Annotated in this window: 21 protein-coding genes and 2 pseudogenes; 6 read left to right on the top strand and 17 right to left on the bottom strand. The window is 71.9% G+C overall.

Annotated features, from left to right (window positions below):
- Nucleotides 1-18: 18 nt before the first annotated feature.
- Nucleotides 19-390, bottom strand: a complete 372-nt coding sequence (locus ACFYZJ_RS22395; protein WP_388570674.1) for a DUF4267 domain-containing protein — start codon at nucleotides 388-390, stop codon at nucleotides 19-21.
- 86 nt (nucleotides 391-476) lie between these two features.
- Between ACFYZJ_RS22395 and ACFYZJ_RS22400 the strand changes: the two genes are divergently transcribed.
- A complete protein-coding gene (locus ACFYZJ_RS22400) occupies nucleotides 477-1061 on the top strand; it encodes a TetR/AcrR family transcriptional regulator (protein ID WP_388570675.1) in 585 nt (194 codons plus the stop codon).
- Nucleotides 1062-1078: 17 nt separating this feature from the next.
- Here the strand turns inward: ACFYZJ_RS22400 and ACFYZJ_RS22405 are convergent, their stop codons facing one another.
- The 6 genes from ACFYZJ_RS22405 to ACFYZJ_RS22430 all read right to left on the bottom strand — a co-directional run bounded on the left by ACFYZJ_RS22405 (nucleotide 1079) and on the right by ACFYZJ_RS22430 (nucleotide 8534).
- Nucleotides 1079-3412 carry a putative bifunctional diguanylate cyclase/phosphodiesterase gene (locus ACFYZJ_RS22405; protein WP_388570677.1) on the bottom strand — a complete coding sequence of 778 codons (2334 nt, stop codon included), beginning with the start codon at nucleotides 3410-3412 and terminating at the stop codon, nucleotides 1079-1081.
- A 225-nt stretch (nucleotides 3413-3637) separates the two neighbouring features.
- Entirely contained in the window at nucleotides 3638-5833 is a 2196-nt protein-coding gene (ligA, locus tag ACFYZJ_RS22410) for an NAD-dependent DNA ligase LigA (protein ID WP_388570679.1), read from the bottom strand.
- A 15-nt stretch (nucleotides 5834-5848) separates the two neighbouring features.
- Complete coding sequence (locus tag ACFYZJ_RS22415; RefSeq protein WP_388570681.1) at nucleotides 5849-6856, bottom strand: methionine synthase; 1008 nt, start codon at nucleotides 6854-6856, stop codon at nucleotides 5849-5851.
- 33 nt (nucleotides 6857-6889) lie between these two features.
- Nucleotides 6890-7234: a hypothetical protein gene (locus tag ACFYZJ_RS22420; protein ID WP_388570683.1), complete on the bottom strand. Its 345-nt coding sequence runs from the start codon at nucleotides 7232-7234 to the stop codon at nucleotides 6890-6892.
- A 46-nt stretch (nucleotides 7235-7280) separates the two neighbouring features.
- Complete coding sequence (locus tag ACFYZJ_RS22425) at nucleotides 7281-7979, bottom strand: SDR family oxidoreductase (RefSeq protein WP_388570685.1); 699 nt, start codon at nucleotides 7977-7979, stop codon at nucleotides 7281-7283.
- Nucleotides 7980-7994: 15 nt separating this feature from the next.
- On the bottom strand, nucleotides 7995-8534 hold the full coding sequence (locus ACFYZJ_RS22430) for a TIGR00730 family Rossman fold protein (RefSeq protein ID WP_388570687.1): 540 nt from the start codon (nucleotides 8532-8534) through the stop codon (nucleotides 7995-7997).
- Between the two features lie 51 nt (nucleotides 8535-8585).
- On the opposite strand from ACFYZJ_RS22430, the gene ACFYZJ_RS22435 reads away from it, so the two are divergent.
- Nucleotides 8586-8909, top strand: coding sequence for a DUF427 domain-containing protein (locus ACFYZJ_RS22435; protein WP_388570689.1), 324 nt, complete (start codon nucleotides 8586-8588; stop codon nucleotides 8907-8909).
- 36 nt (nucleotides 8910-8945) lie between these two features.
- A complete protein-coding gene (locus ACFYZJ_RS22440; protein ID WP_388570690.1) occupies nucleotides 8946-9728 on the top strand; it encodes an alpha/beta fold hydrolase in 783 nt (260 codons plus the stop codon).
- 20 nt (nucleotides 9729-9748) lie between these two features.
- Here ACFYZJ_RS22440 and mnmA read toward each other — a convergent pair whose 3' ends face one another.
- Nucleotides 9749-10873, bottom strand: a complete 1125-nt coding sequence (gene mnmA, locus ACFYZJ_RS22445; RefSeq protein ID WP_388570692.1) for a tRNA 2-thiouridine(34) synthase MnmA — start codon at nucleotides 10871-10873, stop codon at nucleotides 9749-9751.
- Nucleotides 10874-10923: 50 nt separating this feature from the next.
- On the opposite strand from mnmA, the pseudogene ACFYZJ_RS22450 reads away from it, so the two are divergent.
- Nucleotides 10924-11094: pseudogene (locus ACFYZJ_RS22450) on the top strand (N-acetylmuramoyl-L-alanine amidase); the annotation flags it as partial.
- Between the two features lie 18 nt (nucleotides 11095-11112).
- On the opposite strand, the gene ACFYZJ_RS22455 reads toward ACFYZJ_RS22450, so the two are convergent.
- The 3 genes from ACFYZJ_RS22455 to ACFYZJ_RS22465 form a co-directional block, all read right to left on the bottom strand.
- Nucleotides 11113-12276 carry a cysteine desulfurase family protein gene (locus tag ACFYZJ_RS22455; RefSeq protein WP_388570694.1) on the bottom strand — a complete coding sequence of 388 codons (1164 nt, stop codon included), beginning with the start codon at nucleotides 12274-12276 and terminating at the stop codon, nucleotides 11113-11115.
- A gap of 87 nt (nucleotides 12277-12363) precedes the next feature.
- The gene (locus ACFYZJ_RS22460) at nucleotides 12364-12672 is read right to left on the bottom strand and encodes a DUF4190 domain-containing protein (RefSeq protein ID WP_388570696.1); all 309 of its coding nucleotides are present in this window, start codon (nucleotides 12670-12672) and stop codon (nucleotides 12364-12366) included.
- Nucleotides 12673-12710: 38 nt separating this feature from the next.
- Nucleotides 12711-12878 carry a hypothetical protein gene (locus ACFYZJ_RS22465; protein WP_388570698.1) on the bottom strand — a complete coding sequence of 56 codons (168 nt, stop codon included), beginning with the start codon at nucleotides 12876-12878 and terminating at the stop codon, nucleotides 12711-12713.
- Nucleotides 12879-13012: 134 nt separating this feature from the next.
- Between ACFYZJ_RS22465 and ACFYZJ_RS22470 the strand changes: the two genes are divergently transcribed.
- A complete protein-coding gene (locus ACFYZJ_RS22470) occupies nucleotides 13013-13639 on the top strand; it encodes a TetR family transcriptional regulator (RefSeq protein WP_388570700.1) in 627 nt (208 codons plus the stop codon).
- Between the two features lie 111 nt (nucleotides 13640-13750).
- Here ACFYZJ_RS22470 and ACFYZJ_RS22475 read toward each other — a convergent pair whose 3' ends face one another.
- From ACFYZJ_RS22475 to ACFYZJ_RS22485, 3 genes are all read right to left on the bottom strand, one after another.
- Entirely contained in the window at nucleotides 13751-14101 is a 351-nt protein-coding gene (locus ACFYZJ_RS22475) for a hypothetical protein (protein WP_388570701.1), read from the bottom strand.
- Between the two features lie 152 nt (nucleotides 14102-14253).
- Entirely contained in the window at nucleotides 14254-15219 is a 966-nt protein-coding gene (locus tag ACFYZJ_RS22480; protein WP_388570703.1) for a helix-turn-helix transcriptional regulator, read from the bottom strand.
- A gap of 257 nt (nucleotides 15220-15476) precedes the next feature.
- On the bottom strand, nucleotides 15477-16337 hold the full coding sequence (locus ACFYZJ_RS22485; protein ID WP_388570705.1) for a thioesterase family protein: 861 nt from the start codon (nucleotides 16335-16337) through the stop codon (nucleotides 15477-15479).
- A gap of 557 nt (nucleotides 16338-16894) precedes the next feature.
- Here ACFYZJ_RS22485 and ACFYZJ_RS22490 point away from each other — a divergent pair.
- Nucleotides 16895-17338: pseudogene (locus ACFYZJ_RS22490) on the top strand (alpha/beta hydrolase); the annotation flags it as partial.
- A gap of 307 nt (nucleotides 17339-17645) precedes the next feature.
- Here ACFYZJ_RS22490 and ACFYZJ_RS22495 read toward each other — a convergent pair.
- From ACFYZJ_RS22495 to ACFYZJ_RS22505, 3 genes are all read right to left on the bottom strand, one after another.
- Complete coding sequence (locus ACFYZJ_RS22495; protein ID WP_388570777.1) at nucleotides 17646-18344, bottom strand: trimeric intracellular cation channel family protein; 699 nt, start codon at nucleotides 18342-18344, stop codon at nucleotides 17646-17648.
- A 68-nt stretch (nucleotides 18345-18412) separates the two neighbouring features.
- The gene (locus ACFYZJ_RS22500) at nucleotides 18413-19813 is read right to left on the bottom strand and encodes a M1 family metallopeptidase (protein WP_388570707.1); all 1401 of its coding nucleotides are present in this window, start codon (nucleotides 19811-19813) and stop codon (nucleotides 18413-18415) included.
- A 105-nt stretch (nucleotides 19814-19918) separates the two neighbouring features.
- Complete coding sequence (locus ACFYZJ_RS22505; protein ID WP_388570709.1) at nucleotides 19919-21406, bottom strand: dipeptide ABC transporter ATP-binding protein; 1488 nt, start codon at nucleotides 21404-21406, stop codon at nucleotides 19919-19921.
- Between the last annotated feature and the right edge of the window lie 11 nt (nucleotides 21407-21417).

Here is a 21417-nt window from a genome sequence, read left to right on the forward strand (position 1 = left end):
TGTCGGTGACGGACGGGATCAGACGGCGAAGAGCAGAGCTGCGCTGATGAGAACAACGACCGCCGTGACGAAGTGGATCCCGTACGCGACCGCCTTCGAACCCCCGTGGCGCAGGACTATGACCATGTCGAAGAGCGGCACGAGCGCCACCGCGAGCATGAACCAGGCCTCGGCACGGGCACCGGCGAAGGCGAGCAGCGCCAGGCCCGCGACGCCGTAGGTGCCGTCCCGGAGGCCCTTGATGGTCAGGTAGGCGCCCGCGTCGCCGTCCGGCCGGGCGGGAACCCCGTAGCCGGCGGCGGCAGGACCGGGCTGGAACAGGAACCGGTACCCGAGGAACAGGCAGAACAGGTCGAGCACGACGGCCAGGGTGTAGGCGGTGACGGTCATGTCTTCTCTCCTCGCTAGCAGCGCTAGGGACAAGAGCGAAGCTAGCAGAGCGTCGACAGAAATGCTAGCGGTGCTAGAATTCCGGCATGTCGATTCAGACGCGCCGGGAGCGCGAACGAGCGGAACGCGAGCGGCTGATCGTGACGGCCGCGCGGGAACTGGCGGAGGCCGAGGGCTGGGACGCCGTCACCACCCGGCGGCTCGCCGCCGAGATCGACTACAGCCAGCCCGTCCTGTACAGCCACTTCAAGGGCAAGGACGCCATCATGGCGGCGGTCGCGGTAGAGGGTTGCGCCGAGCTTGCCGTCGAGTTGCGGACCGCGCGTACGGCGGCCGACGGCACGCGCGCGGCGCTGGCGGCGGTCGGCGAGGCGTACACCGCCTTCGCGCGGCGGCGGCCCGCGCTGTACGACGCGATCTTCACCCACCCCGTGGACCTGCCGTTCGCCACGCCCGAGGCGCCCGCGGCCCTGCAGGAGGCGTTCGGTGAACTGCTCCGGGCCGTCGAGCCCGTCGCGAGCGAGGGCGACGATCCGGGCCTGCTCACGGAGACCTACTGGGCCGGGCTGCACGGGCTGGTCACGCTGATGCGCAGCGGACGCCTGCCGGCCGAGGCCCATGAACGCCGGCTCGCCCTGTTGGTCGGGCACTTCGCGGCGGGGGCCGACTGATCACGCCCCTTGTCGGGTCAGCCGAGCCGCCCGGGGTCGTCCGCGGTGGCCGCGGGCAGCGCGGCCCTGGGGCGCTGCCACCCCCGCACTCCGCGGGCCCGCAGCCACGCCGTCGTCTCCTCCGCCGGCATGGCCGCCGCGACCAGCCACCCCTGCACCGCGTCGCAGCCCAGGTCGCGCAGCCGCTCCCATGTCTCGTCGTCCTCGACGCCCTCCGCGACAACGAGCAGGCCCAGCGAATGCGCGAGGTCCACCGTGCAGCGCACGATCTCGGCGTCCTCCGCGTCCACCGCGAGCCGCGCCACGAACGACCGGTCGATCTTCAGCTCGCTCACCGGCAGCCGCCGCAGATGCACGAGCGACGAGTAGCCCGTGCCGAAGTCGTCCAGCGACATCTTCACCCCGTGCCCGGCCAGCCCCGCCAGGGTGTCGGCGGCCCGCTGGGGGTCCTCCAGGAGGACGTGTTCCGTGATCTCCAGCTGGAGCGCGCCCGCCGGGACCCCGTGCCGGGCCAGCCGCGCCGCGACCGACCCCGCGAACCCCGGCGTGTGGACATCCCGTGGGGAGACGTTCACCGCGACCGGCACCGTGAGCCCCTGCGCCCGCCATCGCGCGACCTGCTCCAGCGCCGTCTCCAGCACGTACTCCGTCAGGTGCGGCATCAGCCCGGAGGACTCCGCGATGGCGATGAACTCGTCCGGCGGCACCTTCCCGCGCTCGGGATGCACCCACCGCACCAGCGCCTCCAGTCCGGCGACCTGCCCGTCGAACCGCACCTTCGGCTGGTAGTGCAACTGCACCTCGTGCGCGTCCAGCGCGCGCCGCAGATCCCCCAGAAGCCCCAGCCGGTCCGGTGTGTTCGAGTCCCGCTTGGACTCGTACACCTCCACCCCGGTGCGGTCCCGCTTCGCCTGGTACATCGCGACGTCCGCCCGCCGCAGCAGCCCCTCCGCGTCCAGCGCGTGGTCGGGGAAGACGGCGACCCCGGCGCTGGCCTCCAGGACGAGCGTGAGCCCGTCGAGGTCGAGCGGCGAGCTCAGCGCGGCGACCAGGTTGCGGGCCGCCCTCGACGCGGACGTCGTGGAGTCCGCGACCGGCAGTAACACCGCGAACTCGTCGCCCCCGAGCCGCGCTGCCTCCGCCCCGCGCGGCAGGGCCAGCCGCAGCCGCTCGGCTATCTGCAGCAGCAGGCGGTCGCCCGCGAGATGGCCGAGCGTGTCGTTCACGGACCGGAAGCGGTCGAGGTCGATCAGCATCAGGGCGGCCCGTGCCCCGATCCGCTCGGCGTCGTCGAGGGCCGTCCAGGTGCGCTCCAGCAGCCACTGGCGGTTGGGCAGCCCGGTGAGCCCGTCGCGCAGCTGCTCCTCCGCACGGGCCCGGGCTATCCACAGGGTGGAGTCCAGGGCGATCAGCGGAACGGCGAACAGCGGCAGCAGGACCGGCACCGCGACGGCCACGACGCAGACCAGCGGGGCGATGCCGAGCAGCGCGACGGCGACGAGTCCCTGGCGGAGCAGGGCGGTGCGGACGGCGGTGGGCAGCCCGCCGGTGCGCGGCGCGTGCAGGTACCACAGCAGCAGCCGGGTCACGGCGAGATACGCGGTGGCTGCGAGGACGACCTGGGGGGCGGTGTAGAGGGTCCAGGTCCCGGGGTCCGAGGGCGCCTCGACGGTCGGGACCTGCCCGAAGGCGGCCAGTACGAGGGCTGCGGCGCCGATGCCGAGGAGGTCGGCCGCGCCCTGCAGTATGCCCTGCCGCCAGCGGCCCGGCCGGGCGGCGCCGACCAGGACGACGACCGTGAGGCTGACCATCCCGGCGGGCACCCAGCCGAACAGCAGCAGGACGGCGAGGGTGAGGGCGGCGCCCGAGCCCGTGCCGCCCCACCAGCGGGAGCGGCCGAGCATGACCAGGTGGCCGACGATGATGCCGGTGAGCACGGCCAGGGACCAGCCGACGGCCCCGGACGGGAACAGCGCGTGGTGTTCGCCGAACGCGCGGTAGAAGCCGGCGCCGAGGAGGAACCCGGCGGCCGCGACGACCACCGCGGGCAGCGCGGGCCACGACATGTGCCGGTCGCCGTCCTGGCCGGGCAGCCCGGAGGGACGCCCGTCGGCGAGCGCGCCGGGGCCGGGTGGCAGGGCCGGCAGCGGGCTTGTGCCCGGGGCGCTCCCCGCCGGGGCTCCGGCGCCGGGGCCGGGGGTCGCCCCCCGCACGGCTCGTGGCACGGCGCGCGGGCCGCCCGTACCCGCGTGCCCGGACGGCCGCACGATCCGGCGCCCCGCCTGCCAGGCGCCGCACACCCGGCGCAGGCGCAGCCGTGAGTCCGGGGCGGCACTCTTGGTCGGTTCCATTCCCGTCCCTCTCACAGCCGGTGCCCTCGCCACGCGGCCCGATTGCCCGACGAACCGTCAACGGCACCGCGACTGAAAACCCACCACGCGTCCGGGCACGGCAGGCGCACAGCTCAACAGTAGGCCGCAGAAGGCTTTCACGGGCAGCGGTCGTGGACGGTTGCCCGAATGCGACCCGGCCACCCGTATGCATCTGGTATGCGCCGAACGGGTGACATTCAACCGCTACTCCCCGGTCGGAAGCGCGACTTCCGCGGCTGCTTCCGGCCCTCGTTCCAACAGGACGGCGAAACCGTCCTCATCCAGCACGGGGACCTTCAGCTGCATGGCCTTGTCGTACTTCGATCCGGGATTCTCGCCCATCACCACGAAGGACGTCTTCTTGGAGACAGAACCGGTCACTTTCGCGCCGCGGCTCTGCAGCGCCTCCTTGGCGCCGTCCCGCGTGTACTGCTCAAGCGTGCCGGTGACGACCACCGTGAGCCCCTCCAGCGGACGCGGCCCCTCGTCCTCGCCGGTGCGCTCCTCCTCCATACGGACGCCCGCGGCCTTCCACTTGCGGAGGATGTCGCGGTGCCAGTCCTCGGCGAACCACTGCTTGAGGGAGGCGGCGATGATGGGCCCGACCCCGTCGGTGGCCGCCAGCTCCTCCTCGCTCGCCTGGTCGATGCGGTCGATCGACCGGAACTCGCGGGCCAGCGCCTCGGCCGCCACCGGCCCGACGTGACGGATCGACAGGCCGGTGAGGATGCGGGCGAGCGGGCGCTGCTTGGCCGCCGCGATGTTCTCCAGCATCGCGAGCGCGTTCTTCTTGGGCTCGCCCTGCTGGTTGGCGAAGACCGTGGCGACCTTCTCCTCGCCGGTCTTCGGGTCGCGCTTGGGCAGGCCGCTGTCCTGGTCGAGGACGTACGCCTTGATGGGCAGCAGCTGTTCGACGGTGAGGTCGAACAGGTCGCCCTCGTCCTTCAACGGCGGCTCGGTCGGCTCCAAGGGCTGGGTGAGGGCGGCGGCGGCGACGTAGCCGAAGTGCTCGATGTCCAGCGCCTTGCGGCCCGCCAGGTAGAAAAGACGCTCGCGCAACTGAGCGGGGCAGGAACGCGCGTTCGGGCAGCGTAGATCGACGTCGCCCTCCTTCATGGGCCGCAGCGGGGTGCCGCACTCGGGGCACTCGGACGGCATCACGAACTCCCGCTCGGTGCCGTCGCGCAGGTCGACGACCGGACCGAGGATCTCCGGGATGACGTCACCGGCCTTGCGCAGCACCACCGTGTCCCCGATGAGCACGCCCTTGGCCTTGACCACGTCCTGGTTGTGCAGGGTGGCGAACTCGACCTCCGAGCCGGCCACCGTGACCGGCTCGACCTGGGCGTACGGCGTGACCCGGCCCGTGCGGCCCACACCCACGCGGATGTTGATGAGCTTGGTGTTGACCTCCTCGGGCGCGTACTTGTACGCGATCGCCCAGCGCGGGGCGCGGGAGGTGGAGCCCAGGCGGCCCTGGAGCGGGATCTCGTCGAGCTTGACGACGACCCCGTCGATCTCGTGCTCCACGGAGTGGCGGTTCTCCCCGAAGTAGGCGATGAACTCCCGCACGCCGTCGAGGTCGTCGACCACCTTGTTGTGCCGGGCGGTGGGCAGCCCCCAGGACTTCAGCAGGTCGTACGCCTGGGAGAGGCGGGTGAGGCCGTCCTTGAAGCCCTTCAGGGCGCCGATGCCGTGAACCACCATGTGCAGCGGGCGGGTGGCCGTGACGCGCGGGTCCTTCTGGCGCAGGGAACCCGCCGCGGCGTTGCGCGGGTTGGCGAAGGGCTTGTCGCCGCCCGCCACCAGGCGGGCGTTGAGCTCCTCGAACTTCTCCATCGGGAAGTAGACCTCGCCGCGGATCTCCACGAGGTCGGGGACGTGGTCGCCGTTGAGGCGGTCCGGGATCTCCGCGATCGTACGGACGTTCGGAGTGATGTCCTCGCCGGTGCGGCCGTCGCCGCGGGTCGCGGCGCGCGTGAGGCGGCCGTGCTCGTACGTCAGATTGACCGCGAGGCCGTCGACCTTCAGTTCGCACAGGAAGTGGTACGCGGAGGTGCCGACCTCCTTGGCGACGCGGTCGGCCCAGGCGGCGAGCTCCTCGTCGTCGAACGCGTTGTCCAGGGAGAGCATGCGCTCGCGGTGCTGGACGGCCGTGAACTCCGTCTCGTACGCCCCCGCGACCTTCTGGGTGGGCGAGTCGGGGGTGCGCAGCTCCGGGTACTGCTCCTCGAGGGCTTCGAGCGAGCGCAGGAGCTGGTCGAACTCCGCGTCGCTGATGACGGGAGCGTCCTTCACGTAGTACCGGAAGCGGTGCTCCTCGATCTGCTCGGCGAGCTGCGCGTGCTGCTCCCGGGCCTCCGCGGGCACCGTCGTCTCCGCTTGCTTGTCGCCGGCCACCGTGTTGTCCTCCCGTTACTCTGGGTTGTCCGCGAGGGATCTCGCCGCCCGGACGCAGTGCGCGAGCGCCATGCGCGCGTACTCCGGGGAGGCGCCCGCCAGCCCGCACGTCGGCGTGACCGTCACCGCGTCCGCGAGAAGCCCCGGATTCAGCCCCAGCCTGCGCCACAGCGTCCTGACACCCATGACGCTACCGGCAGGGTCTGACAATGGGCCGTCCGTGGACGGCACGACGCCGGCGAACAGCCGGGTACCCCCTTCCACCGCCTCCCCGATCGCCTCGTCGTCACGATCGGTGAGCAGCGAGAAGTCGAAGGAGACCCCATCTGCGCCGGCCCTGCGCAGAAGAGCGAACGGGACGTCCGGGGCACAGGAGTGGACGACGACCGGGCCGTCCGTGTGCACGCCGATCACGTCGCGCAGCGTGGCCTCGACGATCTGCCGGTCCACGGCCCGGTGGGTGCGGTAGCCGCTCGCGGTCTTCACCTGGCCGCGCAGTACGGCGGTGAGGGACGGCTCGTCGAGCTGGAGGACGAGCCGGGCGCCGGGGACGCGGCGCCGCACCTCGTCGAGATGGAGGCGAAGGCCCTCGGCGAGCGAGCCCGCGAGGTCCCGGCAGGCGCCGGGGTCGGACAGTGCCGCCTCGCCGCTCTTCAGCTCCAGCGCGGCGGCGAGCGTCCAGGGGCCCACCGCCTGCACCTTCAGCGGCCCCTCATAGGCCTGGGTGAACTCCTCCAGCGCGTCGAGGTCCTCGCCGAGCCAGGAGCGCGCCCGCCGGGTGTCCCGCCCCGGCCGGTCCCCGAACCGCCAGCCGCTGGGCTCCACGCGCGCGTACAGATCGACGAGCATCCCGGCGGTCCGCCCGATCATGTCCGCGCCGGGCCCCCGCGCGGGCAGCTCGGCCAGAAACGGAAAGTCCTCGAAGCTCCCGGTGACGGTCTTGGCCGCCTCCCGGGCGTCCCCACCGGGCATGGACCCCACACCGGTGGCGGCACCGAAGGTGAACTGGCTGTTTTCACTCACCCCGGCAGCCTACGGAACCCTCGGGGGCCGGGTTCAACGCCGGTGTCCCCCATGCCGCTCCAGAAGGGCGAGCAGCCCTTCGGGATCGGCGACCTGGAGACTGTTGCGGAAGCGCCCCCGCTCCCAGGCGGTGTCGGTACGGCCGTGGTGGCTGCCGCTCCCGATGAATTCGCCCTCGGCGTCCGGCAGGGCGACGGTCCCGCTGCCGCGGCAGCGGTAGATGTCGTCCAGGAAGTCACCGGTCGTCGTGAGAGCCCGCAGCTCCGCGAGGTCGTCCGAGTCGAAGACCGCGCCGAGAGGGGACGCTCGGCGAGCGGTCCGCCGTCGTCCCCGCCCGCCACCGCGGCCGCGGTCCGCCCCCGGACCCCGTCCAGCCATGCGCGGATCTCGTCACCACTCGCCGCGTCGTGCACCCACGGCGCGCTCACCGCCCCGGCCGCACCGTCAGGTCGTTGACCTCCGCGTCCCGCGGCAGGTCCAGGCACATCAGGACCGTCGTCGCCACCGACTCGGGGTCGATCCACCGGGACGGGTCGTACTGCTTGCCCTCCTGCTGGTGGACCTTGGCCTGCATCGGGCTCGCCGTGCGGCCGGGGTAGACCGAGGTGACCCGGACGCCGTTGGTGTGCTCCTCCTCGCGCAGGGAGTCCGCGAGGGCCTTCAGGCCGTGCTTGGAGGCCGCGTACGCCGACCACTCCGCATGGGCGTTCAGACCCGCGCCCGAGTTCACGAAGACCACGTGGCCGCGTGCCGCGCGCAGCTGGGGCAGGAAGAGGCGGGTCAGCTCGGCCGGCGCGATCAGGTTGACGTTCAGCTGGTGGTGCCAGGACTTCGGGGTCAGCTCGCCCACCCGGCCCAGGTCGACCACGCCCGCGACGTGCAGCAGGGAGTCCACCCGGTCCGGCAGGCTCTGGTGCGAGAACGCCCAGGACAGCCTGTCCGGGTCCACGAGGTCGCCCACCAGGGTCTTCACCCCGGGGAACTCGGCCGCCAGCTCCTTCGCGCGCCCCGCGTCGCGCGCGTGCAGCACGAGGTCGTCCCCGCGCGCGTGCAGGCGGCGGGCCACGGCCGCGCCGATACCTGAGCCGGCACCGGTGATCACATGAGTAGCCATGCCCGCCATGCTCGCATCACCGCGTCACCGGATCCCCAGCGACTCCTCCAGGTACGCCAGCGCCCCCACCGGCTCCTCGGCGAAGAACACCAGGTCCGCGAGGGGCCTGGGCAGGAAGCCCTCCTCCTCCATACGCCGGAACTGCTCCTTCAGGCCGTCGTAGAAGCCCGCGGTGTTCAGCAGGACGACCGGCTTGTCGGTGTGCCCATGCTTCTTCAGCTCCAGGATCTCGGTGGCCTCGTCCAGGGTTCCCATGCCGCCCACCATGATCACGACCGCGTCGGCCTTCTCCAGGAGCAGCCTCTTGCGCTCGGCGAGGTCCCGCGCGACCACCATCCCGTCGACGCCCACCCTCACCTTGTGCGAGAGGAACTCGACGGAGACGCCCACCAGCTGCCCGCCGGCCTCGTGGACCCCGTCCGCGACCACCTTCATCAGCCCCACGTCGGAGCCGCCCCACACCAGGGTGTGCCCGCCCTTGCCGAGCAGTTCGGCGAACTCACGGGCGGGCCGCGTGTAGGTCTCGGAGAGGTCGGCGGCGGAGAGGAAGACGCAGATGTTCATGCCGATCACCGTACGCGGGAAGAACCGGGTCCCCGCGAGCGCTTTTCAAGTATGGCCGAAGGACACACCATCACCATCGAGCAGGGCGACCGGCACGTGCGCGTGGTGCACGGCGGTCAGATCCTGGCGGACAGCGACCGCCCCCTGGTGCTGCGCGAGACCGGCTGTCCCGTGCGGTACTACATCCCCGTCGAGGACGTCCGCACGGACCTCCTCACCCCCTCCGACACCCATACGGTCTGCCCCTTCAAGGGCACGGCGTCGTACTGGTCCCTGCCGAATGCGCCGGACCTCGTCTGGGCGTATCCGGACCCCAAACCGGACGTCGCCCGGATCAAGGACCACCTCTGCTTCTACGAAGTCGAGGTGTCTTGACCGATTGTCGCCGTGGTCTGCGGCAGTCTCACAGGTATGGACAAGCAGACCATCTCGCGCGACGGCACCCCCATCGCCTACGAACGCACCGGTAAGGGCCCGGCGGTCGTCCTCGTGAGCGGCGCGATGTCCACGGGCGCCACGGTGGCGCCCCTGGCCGCGCGCCTCTCGGACCGCTTCAGCGTCATCGTGTACGACCGCCGGGGCCGCGGTGCGAGTGGCGACACGGCGCCGTACGCGGTCGACCGCGAGGTCGAGGACCTGGCGGCGCTCTTCGAGGCCGCGGGCGGCGAGGCATCGCTCTACGGCGTCTCGTCGGGTGGCGCGCTCGCTCTGCGGGCGGCGGCGAGCGGGCTGCCGGTCCGTCAGGTCGCCGTGTACGAGGTGCCCTTCGCCGACTACGGGGAAGGCGGCGCCGAGGAGCGAGCGGAGTACACCCGGAATCTGACCGAGGCGCTCGCGGCCGGGCGGCGCGGGGACGCGGTGGAGCTGTTCCTCAGGCTCACCGGCCTGGCCGAGGCGGTGATCGCGACCGCCCGCCAGTCCCCCATGTGGACGGACATGGAGGCGATCGCGCACACGCTCGCCTACGACGACGCCGTGATGGGCGACGGCCTGGTGCCCCGGGAGCGGCTGGCCTCGATCACGGTCCCGGTCCTGGCCGTCGCGGGCGACGCGAGCCCTCCGTGGCTGCGCAGGGCGGCCGAGGCGATCGCCCGGGCGGCGCCCCACGGCACGCACCGCACGCTGGAGGGTCAGACCCACAGGGTGGATCCCGAGGTGCTGGCGCCGGTGCTGGCGGAGTTCTTCGACCGGTAGTGGCCGGTGTGCGCCGTGGGTTACGCGACCGCGGTGGTCACCCGCGTCGTCGACGCGATCGTCGCCGAGCCCACCACGCGTGTGCCGTCGTACAGGACGATCGCCTGGCCGGGGGCCACGCCGCGGACCGGCTCGGTGAAGCGGACCCTCAGTTCGCCGTCGACCAGTTCCGCGGTGACCTCCGTCTCGCCGCCGTGGGCGCGGAGCTGGGCCGTGTAGGTGCCGGGGCCGTCCGGGGCCGTTCCGCACCAGCGGGGCTTGACGGCGGTCAGGGCCGAGACGTCCAGGGCGGAGGCGGGGCCGACGGTCACCGTGTTCGTGACCGGGGAGATGTCGAGGACGTAGCGCGGCTTGCCGTCCGGGGCAGGGGTGCCGATCCTGAGGCCCTTGCGCTGGCCGATCGTGAAGCCGTACGCGCCGTCGTGCGTGCCGATCTTGGCGCCGGACTCGTCGACGATGTCGCCCTCCGCCCTGCCCAGCCGGCGGGCCAGGAAGCCCTGGGTGTCGCCGTCGGCGATGAAGCAGATGTCGTGCGAGTCCGGCTTCTTGGCGACCGCGAGGCCGCGGCGCTCGGCCTCCGCGCGGATCTCGTCCTTGGTGGTGACCGTGTCGCCGAGCGGGAACATGGCGTGCGCGAGCTGCTTGTCGTCGAGCACGCCGAGGACGTACGACTGGTCCTTCGCCATGTCGGAGGCGCGGTGCAGCTCGCGGGTGCCGTCCGGCAGGGTCACGATCTTCGCGTAGTGGCCGGTGCAGACCGCGTCGAAGCCCAGCGCCAGCGCCTTGTCGAGCAGGGCCGCGAACTTGATCTTCTCGTTGCAGCGCAGGCACGGGTTCGGGGTGCGTCCGGCCTCGTACTCGGCGACGAAGTCCTCGACGACGTCCTCGCGGAACCTCTCGGCGAGGTCCCAGACGTAGAACGGGATGCCGATGACGTCCGCGGCGCGGCGGGCGTCGCGCGAGTCCTCGATGGTGCAACAGCCGCGCGCGCCCGTGCGGAACGACTGCGGGTTCGCGGACAGCGCGAGGTGGACGCCGGTCACATCATGGCCCGCCTCGGCGGCGCGGGCGGCGGCGACGGCGGAGTCGACCCCGCCGGACATGGCGGCGAGGACGCGGAGGGGGCGCTGCGGGGTGTCAGTCATAGCCCTTCAAGGGTACGGGGCCGCGGGAACCGGTGCCGGGGAGTATCCACGCGCGGCTGACGGCGGCGGTCTGCGGGCGGTACGGGATAGCCGTCGACCGCGAGCACATCATCGGGCACGCCCAGGTGCCGGGCACGGACCACACGGATCCGGGCCCGCGCTGGGACTGGGAGCGGTACATGGGGCTGGTGCGGCTGGAGCGGACGGCACCGGCCCGGTAGGGCTCGGAAGGATCCGGGTCAGGTCAGTCCCGCCGTGCGCGCACGTTCCACCGCGGGGCCGATCGCCTTGGCGACCGCCGCCACGTCGGCCTCCGTGGACGTGTGGCCGAACGAGAAGCGCAGGGTGCCGCGGGCGAGGTCCGGGTCCGCGCCGGTGGCGAGCAGGACATGGCTCGGCTGGGCCACCCCCGCCGTGCAGGCGGAGCCCGTGGAGCACTCGATGCCCTGTGCGTCCAGCAGCAGGAGCAGGGAGTCGCCCTCACAGCCGGGGAACGTGAAGTGGGCGTTGGCCGGGAGCCGGTCCACCGGGTCGCCGCCCAGGATCGCGTCGGGGACCGCCTTGCGGACCTCCTCGATCAGCTCGTCGCGCAGGGCGCCGATCTCGCGGGCGAACCACTCGCGGTGCTCGGCGGCCAGCCGTCCGGCGACGGCGAAGGCGGCGATGGCGGGGACGTCCAGGGTGCCGGAGCGCACATGGCGCTCCTGGCCGCCGCCGTGCAGCACCGGGACGGGGCTGTACTGGCGGCCGAGGACCAGGGCGCCGATGCCGTACGGGCCACCGATCTTGTGGCCGGAAACCGTCATCGCGGCGAGGCCCGAGGCCTCGAAGTCGACGGGGACCTGACCGAAGGCCTGGACGGCGTCCGCATGCAGCGGGACGTCGAACTCGCGGGCGGTCTCGGCCAGTTCGCGGACCGGCATGACGGTGCCGATCTCGTTGTTGGCCCACATGACGGTGGCGAGGGCGACGTCGTCGGGGTCGCGGGCGATGGCCTCACGCAGGGCCTCGGGGTGGACGCGGCCGTAGGAGTCGACGGGCAGGTACTCGACGGTGGCGCCCTCTTGTTCGCCGAGCCAGTGGACGGCGTCCAGGACGGCGTGGTGTTCCACGGGGCTGGCGAGGACCCGGGTGCGGGCCGGGTCGGCGGCGCGGCGGGCCCAGAACAGGCCCTTCACGGCGAGGTTGTCGGCCTCGGTGCCGCCGGAGGTGAAGACCACCTCGCTGGGGCGGGCGCCGAGGGCCTCGGCGAGGGTTTCGCGGGCCTCTTCGACGGTTCGCCTGGCGCGGCGGCCCGATGCGTGCAGCGAGGAGGCGTTGCCGGTGATGCCGAGGTGCGCGGTCAGGGCCTCTGCCGCCTCGGGAAGCATCGGGGTGGTCGCGGCGTGGTCGAGGTATGCCATGGTGACGCCAATTCTAGGCCCCGCCCGTTGCGCCGCCGGTGCGGCCGGGCTTCGGCGCAGCCGCGCCCGAAGTCGTGGTGGCGGCGGTCAGAAGCTCCAGGACACCGTGTGGTCCAGCTGCATGAACGTCACCAGGAGCACCAGGTCCGCCACGCCCAGGCCGAGGCCGAGCAGGGCGCGGCCCCGGCGGCTCGTGCCGCGCCACAGGGCCACCGCGGCCAGGACGATGGCGATCGGGCCCAGCACGACGTTCAGGACGAGCAGGCCGAGCAGCCCGAGGACGAAGGACGCCACGGCCATGCCGTTCGCGTCGCGCATCCCGGTACGTCCGGCCGGAGCGGCGGTGTCCTGGCCGCGGGCGGCGGTGTCCTTCGTTCGTACGGCGGTGAGATGCATGGCGGTCAGCTCCCGAGTGTCGAGGACGTACGGCGGTTTCAGTGGGCCGACGGGTGGCGACGGCGCCCGTGCCGCTCGCGGACCGCGAAGACCACGAGCCATACGGCGATGACGGCCGCGGCGACGAGGGTGAAGGAGAGCGGGGCCTGGGCGACGGTGCCCAGGACGGTGCCCAGCAGCAGAAGCGCGGCGACGAGGAACAGCATGGGACGAGATCCCCCTCCGGGATGCCTCTCGTGAATGTTCGGTGAACGCTTGTAGTTACAGTTGTTCACTGACTCCCCAGTCTAGCGCCTTCCATGGCTTTCCAATTCCAGAGAACAGTTGTTAACTGCATGGCATGAGTCACACCCTCGGCATCCGGCAGGCCCAGAAACAGAAGACCCGCCAGGCGCTGCTGGACGCGGCGCTCGGTCTGCTGGAGGAGCAGAGCCTGAGCAGCCTGGGTCTGCGCGAGGTCACCCGCGCGGTCGGTGTCGCCCCGACCGCCTTCTACCGGCATTTCCGGTCGACCGCCGACCTCGGCGTGGAGCTGGTCGAGGAGGCCCTCGGCAGCCTCCACCCGATGATCGAGTCCACGGTCTCCGCGACCGGCGACAGCGACGAACGCATCGAGCGCGCCGTCGGCCTGATCGCCCGTCATGTGGACGCGTACCCCGCACACGTACGGTTCATCGCCCGCGAACGGCACGGCGGCGTCCAGCCCGTGCGGGAGGCGATACGCCGGCAACTCGCCCGGTTCGCCGAGGAAGTGAAGGTGGCGCTGGCCGAGCACCCGGAGTCCGCGGGGTGGAGCGACGAGGACCTGCTGATGCTGGCCGGTCTGTACGTCGACCAGATGCTGGTGACGGCCTCCCAGTTCCTGGAGGCCTTGGAGGGCGGCGCCGGGGACCGGGAACGGGTGGCCCGGCTCGCGACACAGCGGATGCGGCTGATCAGCATCGGCCGCCACCACTGGAAGGGGTGACCGCCGCGAGGCGATCGCCCGCGACGACCGTGGGCGGCGCGCCCGTCCCCCGAGCGCCCCGCCCACGTACCGGCCCGTCCGCCCCCGACGTCCCCGGGGGCGGGCCGGAGATCAGCCCGGCGCCTGCCGCCCCTGCCCGGCCGGCTGCCCACCGGGGCCGCCACAGCCGCCCCGGCCGCCGCCGGGCCCGCCGCCCGGGCCGCCGGACGGCATCCCCGACGTACCCGACGGCTTCCCGCCCGTCGCGCCGCCCGTGGGGGCACCGGAGGGGGCTCCCGACGGCCGGGCGGACGGGTTGCCGGAAGGGGCACCGGACGGCGTCCCCGAGGGCGCCGGGCAACTGGTGCTCCGGCCGGAGTTGCCGTTGCCCGCCGATGACGAGTCGCCCGAACCGCAGGCCGTCAGGACCACGGGCGAGAGCGCCGGCAGGGCCACCGCGGGGACGAGACGCGCACGCTTCATGAGAAACAACTCCAAGGAAGATGAGGGAGTTTCCGGGCGGGCACTCAGTCAACGCCGCTTGGGACTTGCCTCGGACCGCCCTGCGCCGCGCCTGTGCGGCAGGCAAAGCCGCCCCCAAATCGCCGTCCTGACCTGCGCGTTCGCCCCATCGCTCAAACCCCGCGCCGGTACAGTTCCGTGACGGAGGCCGCCGCCCGCGCCAGTTCCTCGCGGGCCTCGGGGGGTGCCAGGACCTCCAACCGGTCGGCGAACACCAGCAGTTGGCGCACCTCGCGGACGAACCCGTACGACAGCCGTGCGCTCACCCAGGGGCTCTCACCGTCGTCCTCCGGCAGGGCGACAAGCGCGGACGCGGTCAGCCGCTGGAACATGTCGAGGAAGTCGCGGCGCACCCGGACGGTCACCTCGTAGCCGCCCGGCCGCTCCTCGACCTGTCGCCGCAGCACCTCCCAGACGTCGGCGAGTTCGACTCCGGGGCGGCGCCGCACCGGGTCCGGCAGCAGGGTCGCCGAGCGCACCCGGTCCGCGCGGAACAGCCGGGGGCTGCCGCGGCGGTCGGCGACCAGGTACCAGACGCCCGCCTTCGAGACGAGTCCGTACGGGTCCACGGTGTACGTGCGCGGGGTGGTGGCCCCGCTGTGCCGGTAGCGCAGCCTGAGGCGACGGTCGGCGAACACGGCGTCCTGGAGGGTGCCGAGGTCGACGGCGGGCTGCGGGCCGCCCTTCCAACGCGTGGCGTCCACCAGGATGCGGCGGCTGGTGGCCTCGGCGGCCGGGCGGTGCGGCGCGGGCAGCGCCGCCATCACCTTGCGCAGCGCGGAGCCGAGGGCGGCGTCCAGGCCGAGCGCGGCGTGCGCGCCCTGGGCGGCCAGGATGAACAGGGCGCGGGACTCGTCGGCGGTCAGGCCCGTGACGTCCGTACGGAAACCGGCGAGCAGTTCGATGCCGCCGTGCCGGCCGCGCTCCGCGTACACGGGGACGCCCGAGGCCGCGAGGGCCTCGATGTCGCGGTAGATGGTGCGCACCGAGACCTCCAGCCGCTCGGCGAGTTCGGGGGCGGGGATGCGGCCGCGGGTCTGGAGCAGCAGGAGGATCGACAGCAGGCGGTCGGACTTCACGCCCACAGGATCGCGAGCGCGGAAAGGCCCGCGCAAACGTTGACGGGAACTGTCACGTGACACCCTTCCGCCCCACCAGGGGCTCCCGCCCCGAGAACGCGACCGGGTACGGCGCCCCTGGTCCCCCTTGCGGGGCTCCGCCCCTGCACCCGGACACGGCGCCGACCCCGGCCCCGGCGAGCTGCCGCCCGCTCCGGTCACGGGGTCCGCCCGCTGCCCCCGGCCACCCGGCAGCACGCCCGCCCAGGGCGCGCGGGTCAGGCCAGCCTGGCCCGCGCCAGTTGGCGGGACTGGGCGACCAGGCGGTCGTTGCTGTCCCAGACCTCCGCGTCCTCCTCCAGGAAGCCGCCGGCGAGGTTGCGTGTGGTGATCGATACGCGCAGTGGGCCGGGAGCCGGGCGGGAGCGTACGTGTACGGTCAGCTCGATCGTGGGTACCCAGCCGGAGATTCCCAGCTCGAAGGCGGTGGGCGGCAGTGCGTCCACCGCGAGCAGCAGGGAGAGGGGGTCGGCGTCCCGGCCGTCGGCGAGGCCGAACCAGGCCCGCATCTCGCCCTTCCCGGACGGCGCGCCGAGCGCCCAGCCCAGGGTCGCGGGGTCCAGCTTGAGCATCAGCCGGTCGGTGATGGCCGAGCTGCCGGGGATCGGCGCCGGAGCGTCCTGCGGGCCGAAGCACTGGTCCAGGGGCGGTATCGCGGGCGGCTGCGCGCTGGTACGGACGTCGTCGGGGAGGGAGTCCAGGTCGCCGTACGCGGCGAGGACACGGATGCGCTCCACCTCGTGGCCCTCGTCGTCGTACTGGAAGAGGGACGCCTGGCCGGTGGAGAGGGTGCGGCCGGTGCGTACCAGGTCCGTGCGCACGACGGCAGGGCCCGGCCGGGACGCGGTCAGGTAGTGCGCCGAGATCGTGAACGGGTCCTGGTGCGGCAGGGCGTCCGCCAGGGCGCGGCCCAGGACGGCCAGCAGGTAGCCGCCGTTGACGGCGTTGATGATCGTCCAGCTGGCGGAGAGGTCGATGTCGTAGACGCCGGGTTCCCGTCGGGTGACCGCGGTGTCGCGGTCGAACTCACTGTTGCCGATCGTGGCCTGCGCGGCCGGTGCGGTAGCTGCTTCTGGCATGCCAGAACGGTACAACAGGAGATTACTAAGCAGTAGCTTTGGAGGCGTCGAGTGGGTGACGCCCCGCCGAAACTCCGCGCGATTCCAGGCATCCACAGGTGAGGTTTTGGCAATTTCTCGGTAAGTGTCCGCACTCGTCCGTGACCGAAGGGCCGCCGGCTCCCTCTCAGAAGACGTACAGCCCGTTCCGCCCGTTCACAGGAAGAGCCGCATAGCCGATGAGCCTGACCGGGACGCCGTTCCTCATCACGTCGATCGTCCTCTTGGCGATCGCCCTCGTCCTGCCTCTGTTCCTGTGGTCACGACTGCGGGGCCCGATGGTGGCGCGCCAGGCCGTCCGGGTGCTCATGCTGGTGTTCGCCCAGGCGACGGCCGTCACCCTCGTCTTCGTCCTGGTGAACAACGCCAACGGCCTCTACGACAACTGGTCCGACCTGTTCGGCACGGGCAACCATGTGCAGCAGGCCGCCGACCTCGGCAAGGACGGCACCGGCGGCATCCAGATCAAGGCCCTGCCCAAGGTCAAACAGACGTTCACGCCGGCCGACGGCCCGGGCATGCGCGCGGCCGGCGGGGTGGAGGTCACCCAGCTCAAGGGCCGGGTCTCGGGCGTCGAGGCCGAGGTCTACGTGTGGCTGCCGCCGCAGTACAACGACCCCGCCTACAAGGACAAGAAGTTCCCCGTCGTGGAGCTGCTGTCCGGCTACCCGGGCTCGGCCAAGGCCTGGTTCGGCTCTCTGCAGGTGCACGAGCAGCTGCTGCCGCTGATGAAGAGCGGGCAGGTGGAGCCGTTCATCCTGGTGTCACCGCGCACCAACCTCATCGCCAAGGTCGACACCGGCTGCGCGAACGTCCCGGGCGCCGTGAACGCCGACACCTGGCTCAGCATCGACGTCCCCAAGATGATCATGGACAACTTCCGTGCCCAGTCCGCGCCGGACGGCTGGGCGGCCGCCGGGTACTCCGCGGGGGCGCACTGCGCCGCGAAGCTCGTGGTCGCGCACCCCGACCGCTACCGGGCCGCGATCAGCCTGTCCGGCTACAACGACCCGATCGGCGAGCGCAACTCGCTGGCCGCGCGGAACATCCAGCTGCGCCGGGCGAACAACCCGTACTTCATCCTGAAGGGCTACCGCACCCCGCCCCGGATCTCGCTCTACCTGTCCGGCGAGAGTGGCGACGGCTACCAGGCGGCCGCCGCGCTGCAGGCCATCGCGAAACCGCCGACACTGGTGCGCGCGGTGCTGATCCCGCGCAGCGCCGGCGGGCACAGCATGGCCCTGTGGCGGCCGCAGATCCCGACGGTGTTCACCTGGCTGAGCCAGCAGATGACCGGCCAGGCCACGGGGAATCTTCCTCAGCCACATTGGACCGCCGGTTCCAGGCGCGCGGAGCTCGCCAGTGGTACTTCATCGCCATCAGGCGTAGTACGAAAGCGGTGACGACCGCGAGCCCCGAGGTGAGCGGGGTCAGGGCGTCGAGACGTATGCAGAGCGCGACCATGGTGGCCCCGACGATCGCCGGAACCGCGTAGAGGTCGCGGTCCCAGCGCAGCAGCGAGGGCACCTCGTTGGCGAGGACGTCACGCAGGACACCGCCGCCCACGGCCGTCGCCAGGCCGAGGGCGGCGGACGCGGTCAGGCCGAGTCCATGGTCGTACGCCTTCGTCGTGCCCGCGACGCAGAACAGACCGAGGCCGGCCGCGTCGAAGACGTTGACCGCGACCTGGATGCGCTCCACCTGCGGATGGAGGAAGACCACCAGGAGAGCGGCGAGCAGCGGGGTCAGGAAGTACCCCAGATCCGTGAACGCGGCCGGCGGCACGGCGCCGATGACCACGTCCCGGAACAGCCCTCCGCCCAGCGCCGTGACCTCGGCGAGCACGGCGATGCCGAACACGTCGAAGTTCTTGCGGACGGCCAGCAGGGCGCCGGAGATCGCGAAGACGAAGATGCCGACGAGATCCAGCGTGTGCTGGACGGAGGGGCTGAACAATTGCTGGAGCACCCTTACATTCTCACTCATCCAAGGGGGTGCACCTTACAAAGCAAGGCAAACTCCGGATTGCACCGAGGTTACAGCGTCGGCTTGCCCGTGGTGAAGATCCACTTCTGGAACAGGTCGTCGAGCCGCTGCCCCGAGACCTTCTCCGCGAGTCGGATGAAGTCGGCGGTGTTGGCGTTGCCGTAGCGGTGCAGCGCGGTCCAGGCGGGCAGCAGCCTGAAGAACGCCGTGTCGCCGATGCGCTCGCGCAGCGCCTGGAGCGTCATCGCGCCGCGCTGGTAGACCGCGGAGGCGAACATGGTGTCGCGCTGCGGGTCGGCCACCTCGATCTGCCAGAAGGGGTTGTCGGCGGGGCGGGCGTCGTACGCCGCGACGAAGGAGTCGTGCGCCGAGCGGGTGCCCTTGTGCTCCGCCCACAGCCACTGGGCGTAGGTGGCGAAGCCCTCGTTGAGCCAGATGTCCTTCCAGCGCTCCACCGAGACCGAGTCGCCGAACCACTGGTGGGCCAGCTCGTGCACGATCGTCGTCTCGTTGCGGACGGCCGAGTACGCGGGCTTCGACTGCACCTCCAGGGAGAAGCCGGCCTCGGGCATGTCGTCGACGATGGCGCCGGTCTCCTCGAAGGGGTACGGGCCGAAGACCTTCGACCAGTAGTCGGTGGCCTCGGCGGTGACGGCGTACACGTCGACGCTGTTGCTGTTCTTCAGGACGGGGTCGATGGCGACGTAGATCGGGATCCCGGACGGCGTCTTGCCGGTCCGCACGTCGAACTTCCCGATGGTCGCCGTCGCCAGGTAGGTGGCCATCGGCTTCGACTCCCGCCAGTGGGTGACGGTCTGGTCGCCCTTGTCGTACGTCGACACGAGCCGTCCGTTGGACACCGCGGTCAGGCCCTTGGGCGCCTTGATGCGGATGTCGTAGGTGGCCTTGTCGGAGGGGTGGTCGCTGGACGGGAACCAGGTGGAGGCGGCGTTGGGCTCGCAGGCGACGAAGACGCCGTCGGCGGTCTTCATCCATCCGTACTTCGAGCCGAACACGATCGGGCCGCCGAGGGGCTGCGGGATGCCGCCGTAGGTGACGGCGACCGTGAAGTCCCGGCCCTTGGGCAGGACGCCGCGCGGGGTGATGCGGATCTCGTCGCCCTGACGCGTGAACTGCGCACGTCTGCCGTTCACCTCGACCTTCGTGACCTGAAGCTGCTGCAGGTCCAGGTCGAAGGAGGTGAGGCTCTGGGTGGCCCGGGCCGTGATCGTCGTACGGCCGTCGAGCCGGCCGGTGTCCGGGGCGTACGCCACGTCGAGGGCGTAGTGGCGGGCGTCGAAGCCGCCGTTGCCGAGCTGCGGGAAGTAGGAGTCGCCGACGCCGGCGGAGCCGGGGGCCGGGGCGGAGGACGCCGCGACGGCGAGGAAGGAGGCCGCCGCGGTGGCCAGGACCCCTAAGCGCGTCGAACGTGCCGAACGGGAGAGTGCCATGGAGTCATCCCTTCGAGCGTGCGCCGATCAGTCGATCGGGCGGTCACGCCGGACTCTGCACTCTCCCGTTCGGTCATGTGCATGACTTTGCCAAGTTGTCATGCGTTACTTGTCGGTTGACTCCTGACGGTCGGCTGCCGCCGGCTTGCCGGGAGCGGACGCCTCGTCGGCGGGCTCGCCCGAGGACTCCTCCTCGGCGGGCTGCTCCGACGACTCCCCACCTGCGGGCTGCTCCGACGACTCCCCACCTGCGGGCTGCTCCGACGACTCCCCACCTGCGGGCTGCTCCGACGACTCCCCACCGGCGGGCTGCTCCGACGACTCCTCGCCCGCGGGCTCGGAAGCTTCCTCCGCAGAGAGCTCCTCCGAGTTCCCGGATGCCTCGGAGGGCTCCTCGGTCGCAGCCGGCGCGTCGGAGGTCTCGGCCTCGGCCTCGGCCCCGACCTCCGCGGCCACCGCCGCCGACGTCTCCGCCGACTCCGCCAGGACCTCGTCGGCCACCAGCTTCGCCGCCTCCTTGGCGTCGGAGAGCAGCACCGTGTCCTGCGGGGCCTGGTCCTCGAAGTTCTCCGGGTGGTGGCAGGCCACCCGCTGCCCCGGCTTCAGCTCCAGCAGCTGCGGCTCGGTGGTCCGGCAGATCTCCGTCGCCTTCCAGCACCGGGTGTGGAAGCGGCAGCCGCTCGGCGGCGCGATCGGTGAGGGGACGTCGCCCTTGAGCAGGATGCGCTCGCTCTTGGCGTTCTTCCGCTTCGGGTCCGGGATCGGCACCGCCGACATCAGCGCCTTGGTGTACGGGTGCATCGGCGCCCTGTACAGCGACTCCCGGTCGGCGAGCTCCACGATCTTGCCGAGGTACATCACCGCGATCCGGTCCGAGACGTGCCGGACGACCGAAAGGTCGTGCGCGATGATCACATACGTCAGGCCCAGCTCCTGCTGGAGGTCGTCGAGCAGGTTGACCACCTGCGCCTGGATCGACACGTCGAGCGCGGAAACCGGCTCGTCGGCCACGACCAGCTTCGGGTTGAGCGCGAGCGCCCGGGCGATGCCGATGCGCTGGCGCTGACCGCCGGAGAATTCGTGCGGATAGCGGTTGTAGTGCTCGGGGTTGAGACCCACGACCGACAGCAGCCGCTGCACCTCCTTCTTGATGCCGCCCTCGGGCGTGACGCCCTGGAGCCGGAAGGGGGCGCCGACGATGGTGCCGATGGTGTGGCGCGGGTTCAGCGACGAGTACGGGTCCTGGAAGATCATCTGCACATCGCGGCGCAGCGGGCGCATCCCGCTCACACCGAGGTGCGTGATGTCCTTGCCCTCGAACTCGATCGTGCCGTCGGTGGGTTCGAGCAGCCGGGTGATCAGCCGGCCCATCGTCGACTTGCCGCAGCCCGACTCACCCACGACGCCCAGGGTCTCACCGGCCTTGACCTCGAAGTCGAGGCCGTCGACCGCGCGCACCGCGCCGACCTGCCGCTGGAGCAGGCCCTTGCGGATGGGGAAGTGCTTCTTGAGGCCGGTCACCTTCAGCAGGGTCTCGCCGGGTGCGGCGTCCTTGGTGAGGGTGGCACCGTCGCTCTGCGCAGGAATCGTCACTGCTGTGTCTT

Source organism: Streptomyces sp. NPDC001848, assembly GCF_042891915.1.
GTDB lineage: Bacteria > Actinomycetota > Actinomycetes > Streptomycetales > Streptomycetaceae > Streptomyces.

Bases quoted from the DNA above. Each gene is read 5' to 3' on its own strand.
- ACFYZJ_RS22440 (WP_388570690.1), top strand. From the start codon at position 8,946: ATGGACAAGCAGACCATCTCGCGCGACGGCACCCCCATCGCCTACGAA.
- ACFYZJ_RS22500 (WP_388570707.1), bottom strand. From the start codon at position 19,813: ATGGCACTCTCCCGTTCGGCACGTTCGACGCGCTTAGGGGTCCTGGCC.
- ACFYZJ_RS22465 (WP_388570698.1), bottom strand. From the start codon at position 12,878: ATGCTGTTCCTCGTCGCCGCGCTTCTGCTGCTGGGCACCGTCCTGGGC.
- ACFYZJ_RS22485 (WP_388570705.1), bottom strand. From the start codon at position 16,337: ATGCCAGAAGCAGCTACCGCACCGGCCGCGCAGGCCACGATCGGCAAC.
- ACFYZJ_RS22395 (WP_388570674.1), bottom strand. From the start codon at position 390: ATGACCGTCACCGCCTACACCCTGGCCGTCGTGCTCGACCTGTTCTGC.
- ACFYZJ_RS22455 (WP_388570694.1), bottom strand. From the start codon at position 12,276: ATGGCATACCTCGACCACGCCGCGACCACCCCGATGCTTCCCGAGGCG.
- ACFYZJ_RS22405 (WP_388570677.1), bottom strand. From the start codon at position 3,412: ATGGAACCGACCAAGAGTGCCGCCCCGGACTCACGGCTGCGCCTGCGC.
- mnmA (WP_388570692.1), bottom strand. From the start codon at position 10,873: ATGACTGACACCCCGCAGCGCCCCCTCCGCGTCCTCGCCGCCATGTCC.
- ACFYZJ_RS22475 (WP_388570701.1), bottom strand. From the start codon at position 14,101: ATGAAGCGTGCGCGTCTCGTCCCCGCGGTGGCCCTGCCGGCGCTCTCG.
- ACFYZJ_RS22420 (WP_388570683.1), bottom strand. From the start codon at position 7,234: ATGGCTGGACGGGGTCCGGGGGCGGACCGCGGCCGCGGTGGCGGGCGG.
- ACFYZJ_RS22430 (WP_388570687.1), bottom strand. From the start codon at position 8,534: ATGAACATCTGCGTCTTCCTCTCCGCCGCCGACCTCTCCGAGACCTAC.
- ACFYZJ_RS22425 (WP_388570685.1), bottom strand. From the start codon at position 7,979: ATGGCGGGCATGGCTACTCATGTGATCACCGGTGCCGGCTCAGGTATC.
- ACFYZJ_RS22470 (WP_388570700.1), top strand. From the start codon at position 13,013: ATGAGTCACACCCTCGGCATCCGGCAGGCCCAGAAACAGAAGACCCGC.
- ACFYZJ_RS22460 (WP_388570696.1), bottom strand. From the start codon at position 12,672: ATGCATCTCACCGCCGTACGAACGAAGGACACCGCCGCCCGCGGCCAG.
- ACFYZJ_RS22400 (WP_388570675.1), top strand. From the start codon at position 477: ATGTCGATTCAGACGCGCCGGGAGCGCGAACGAGCGGAACGCGAGCGG.
- ACFYZJ_RS22435 (WP_388570689.1), top strand. From the start codon at position 8,586: ATGGCCGAAGGACACACCATCACCATCGAGCAGGGCGACCGGCACGTG.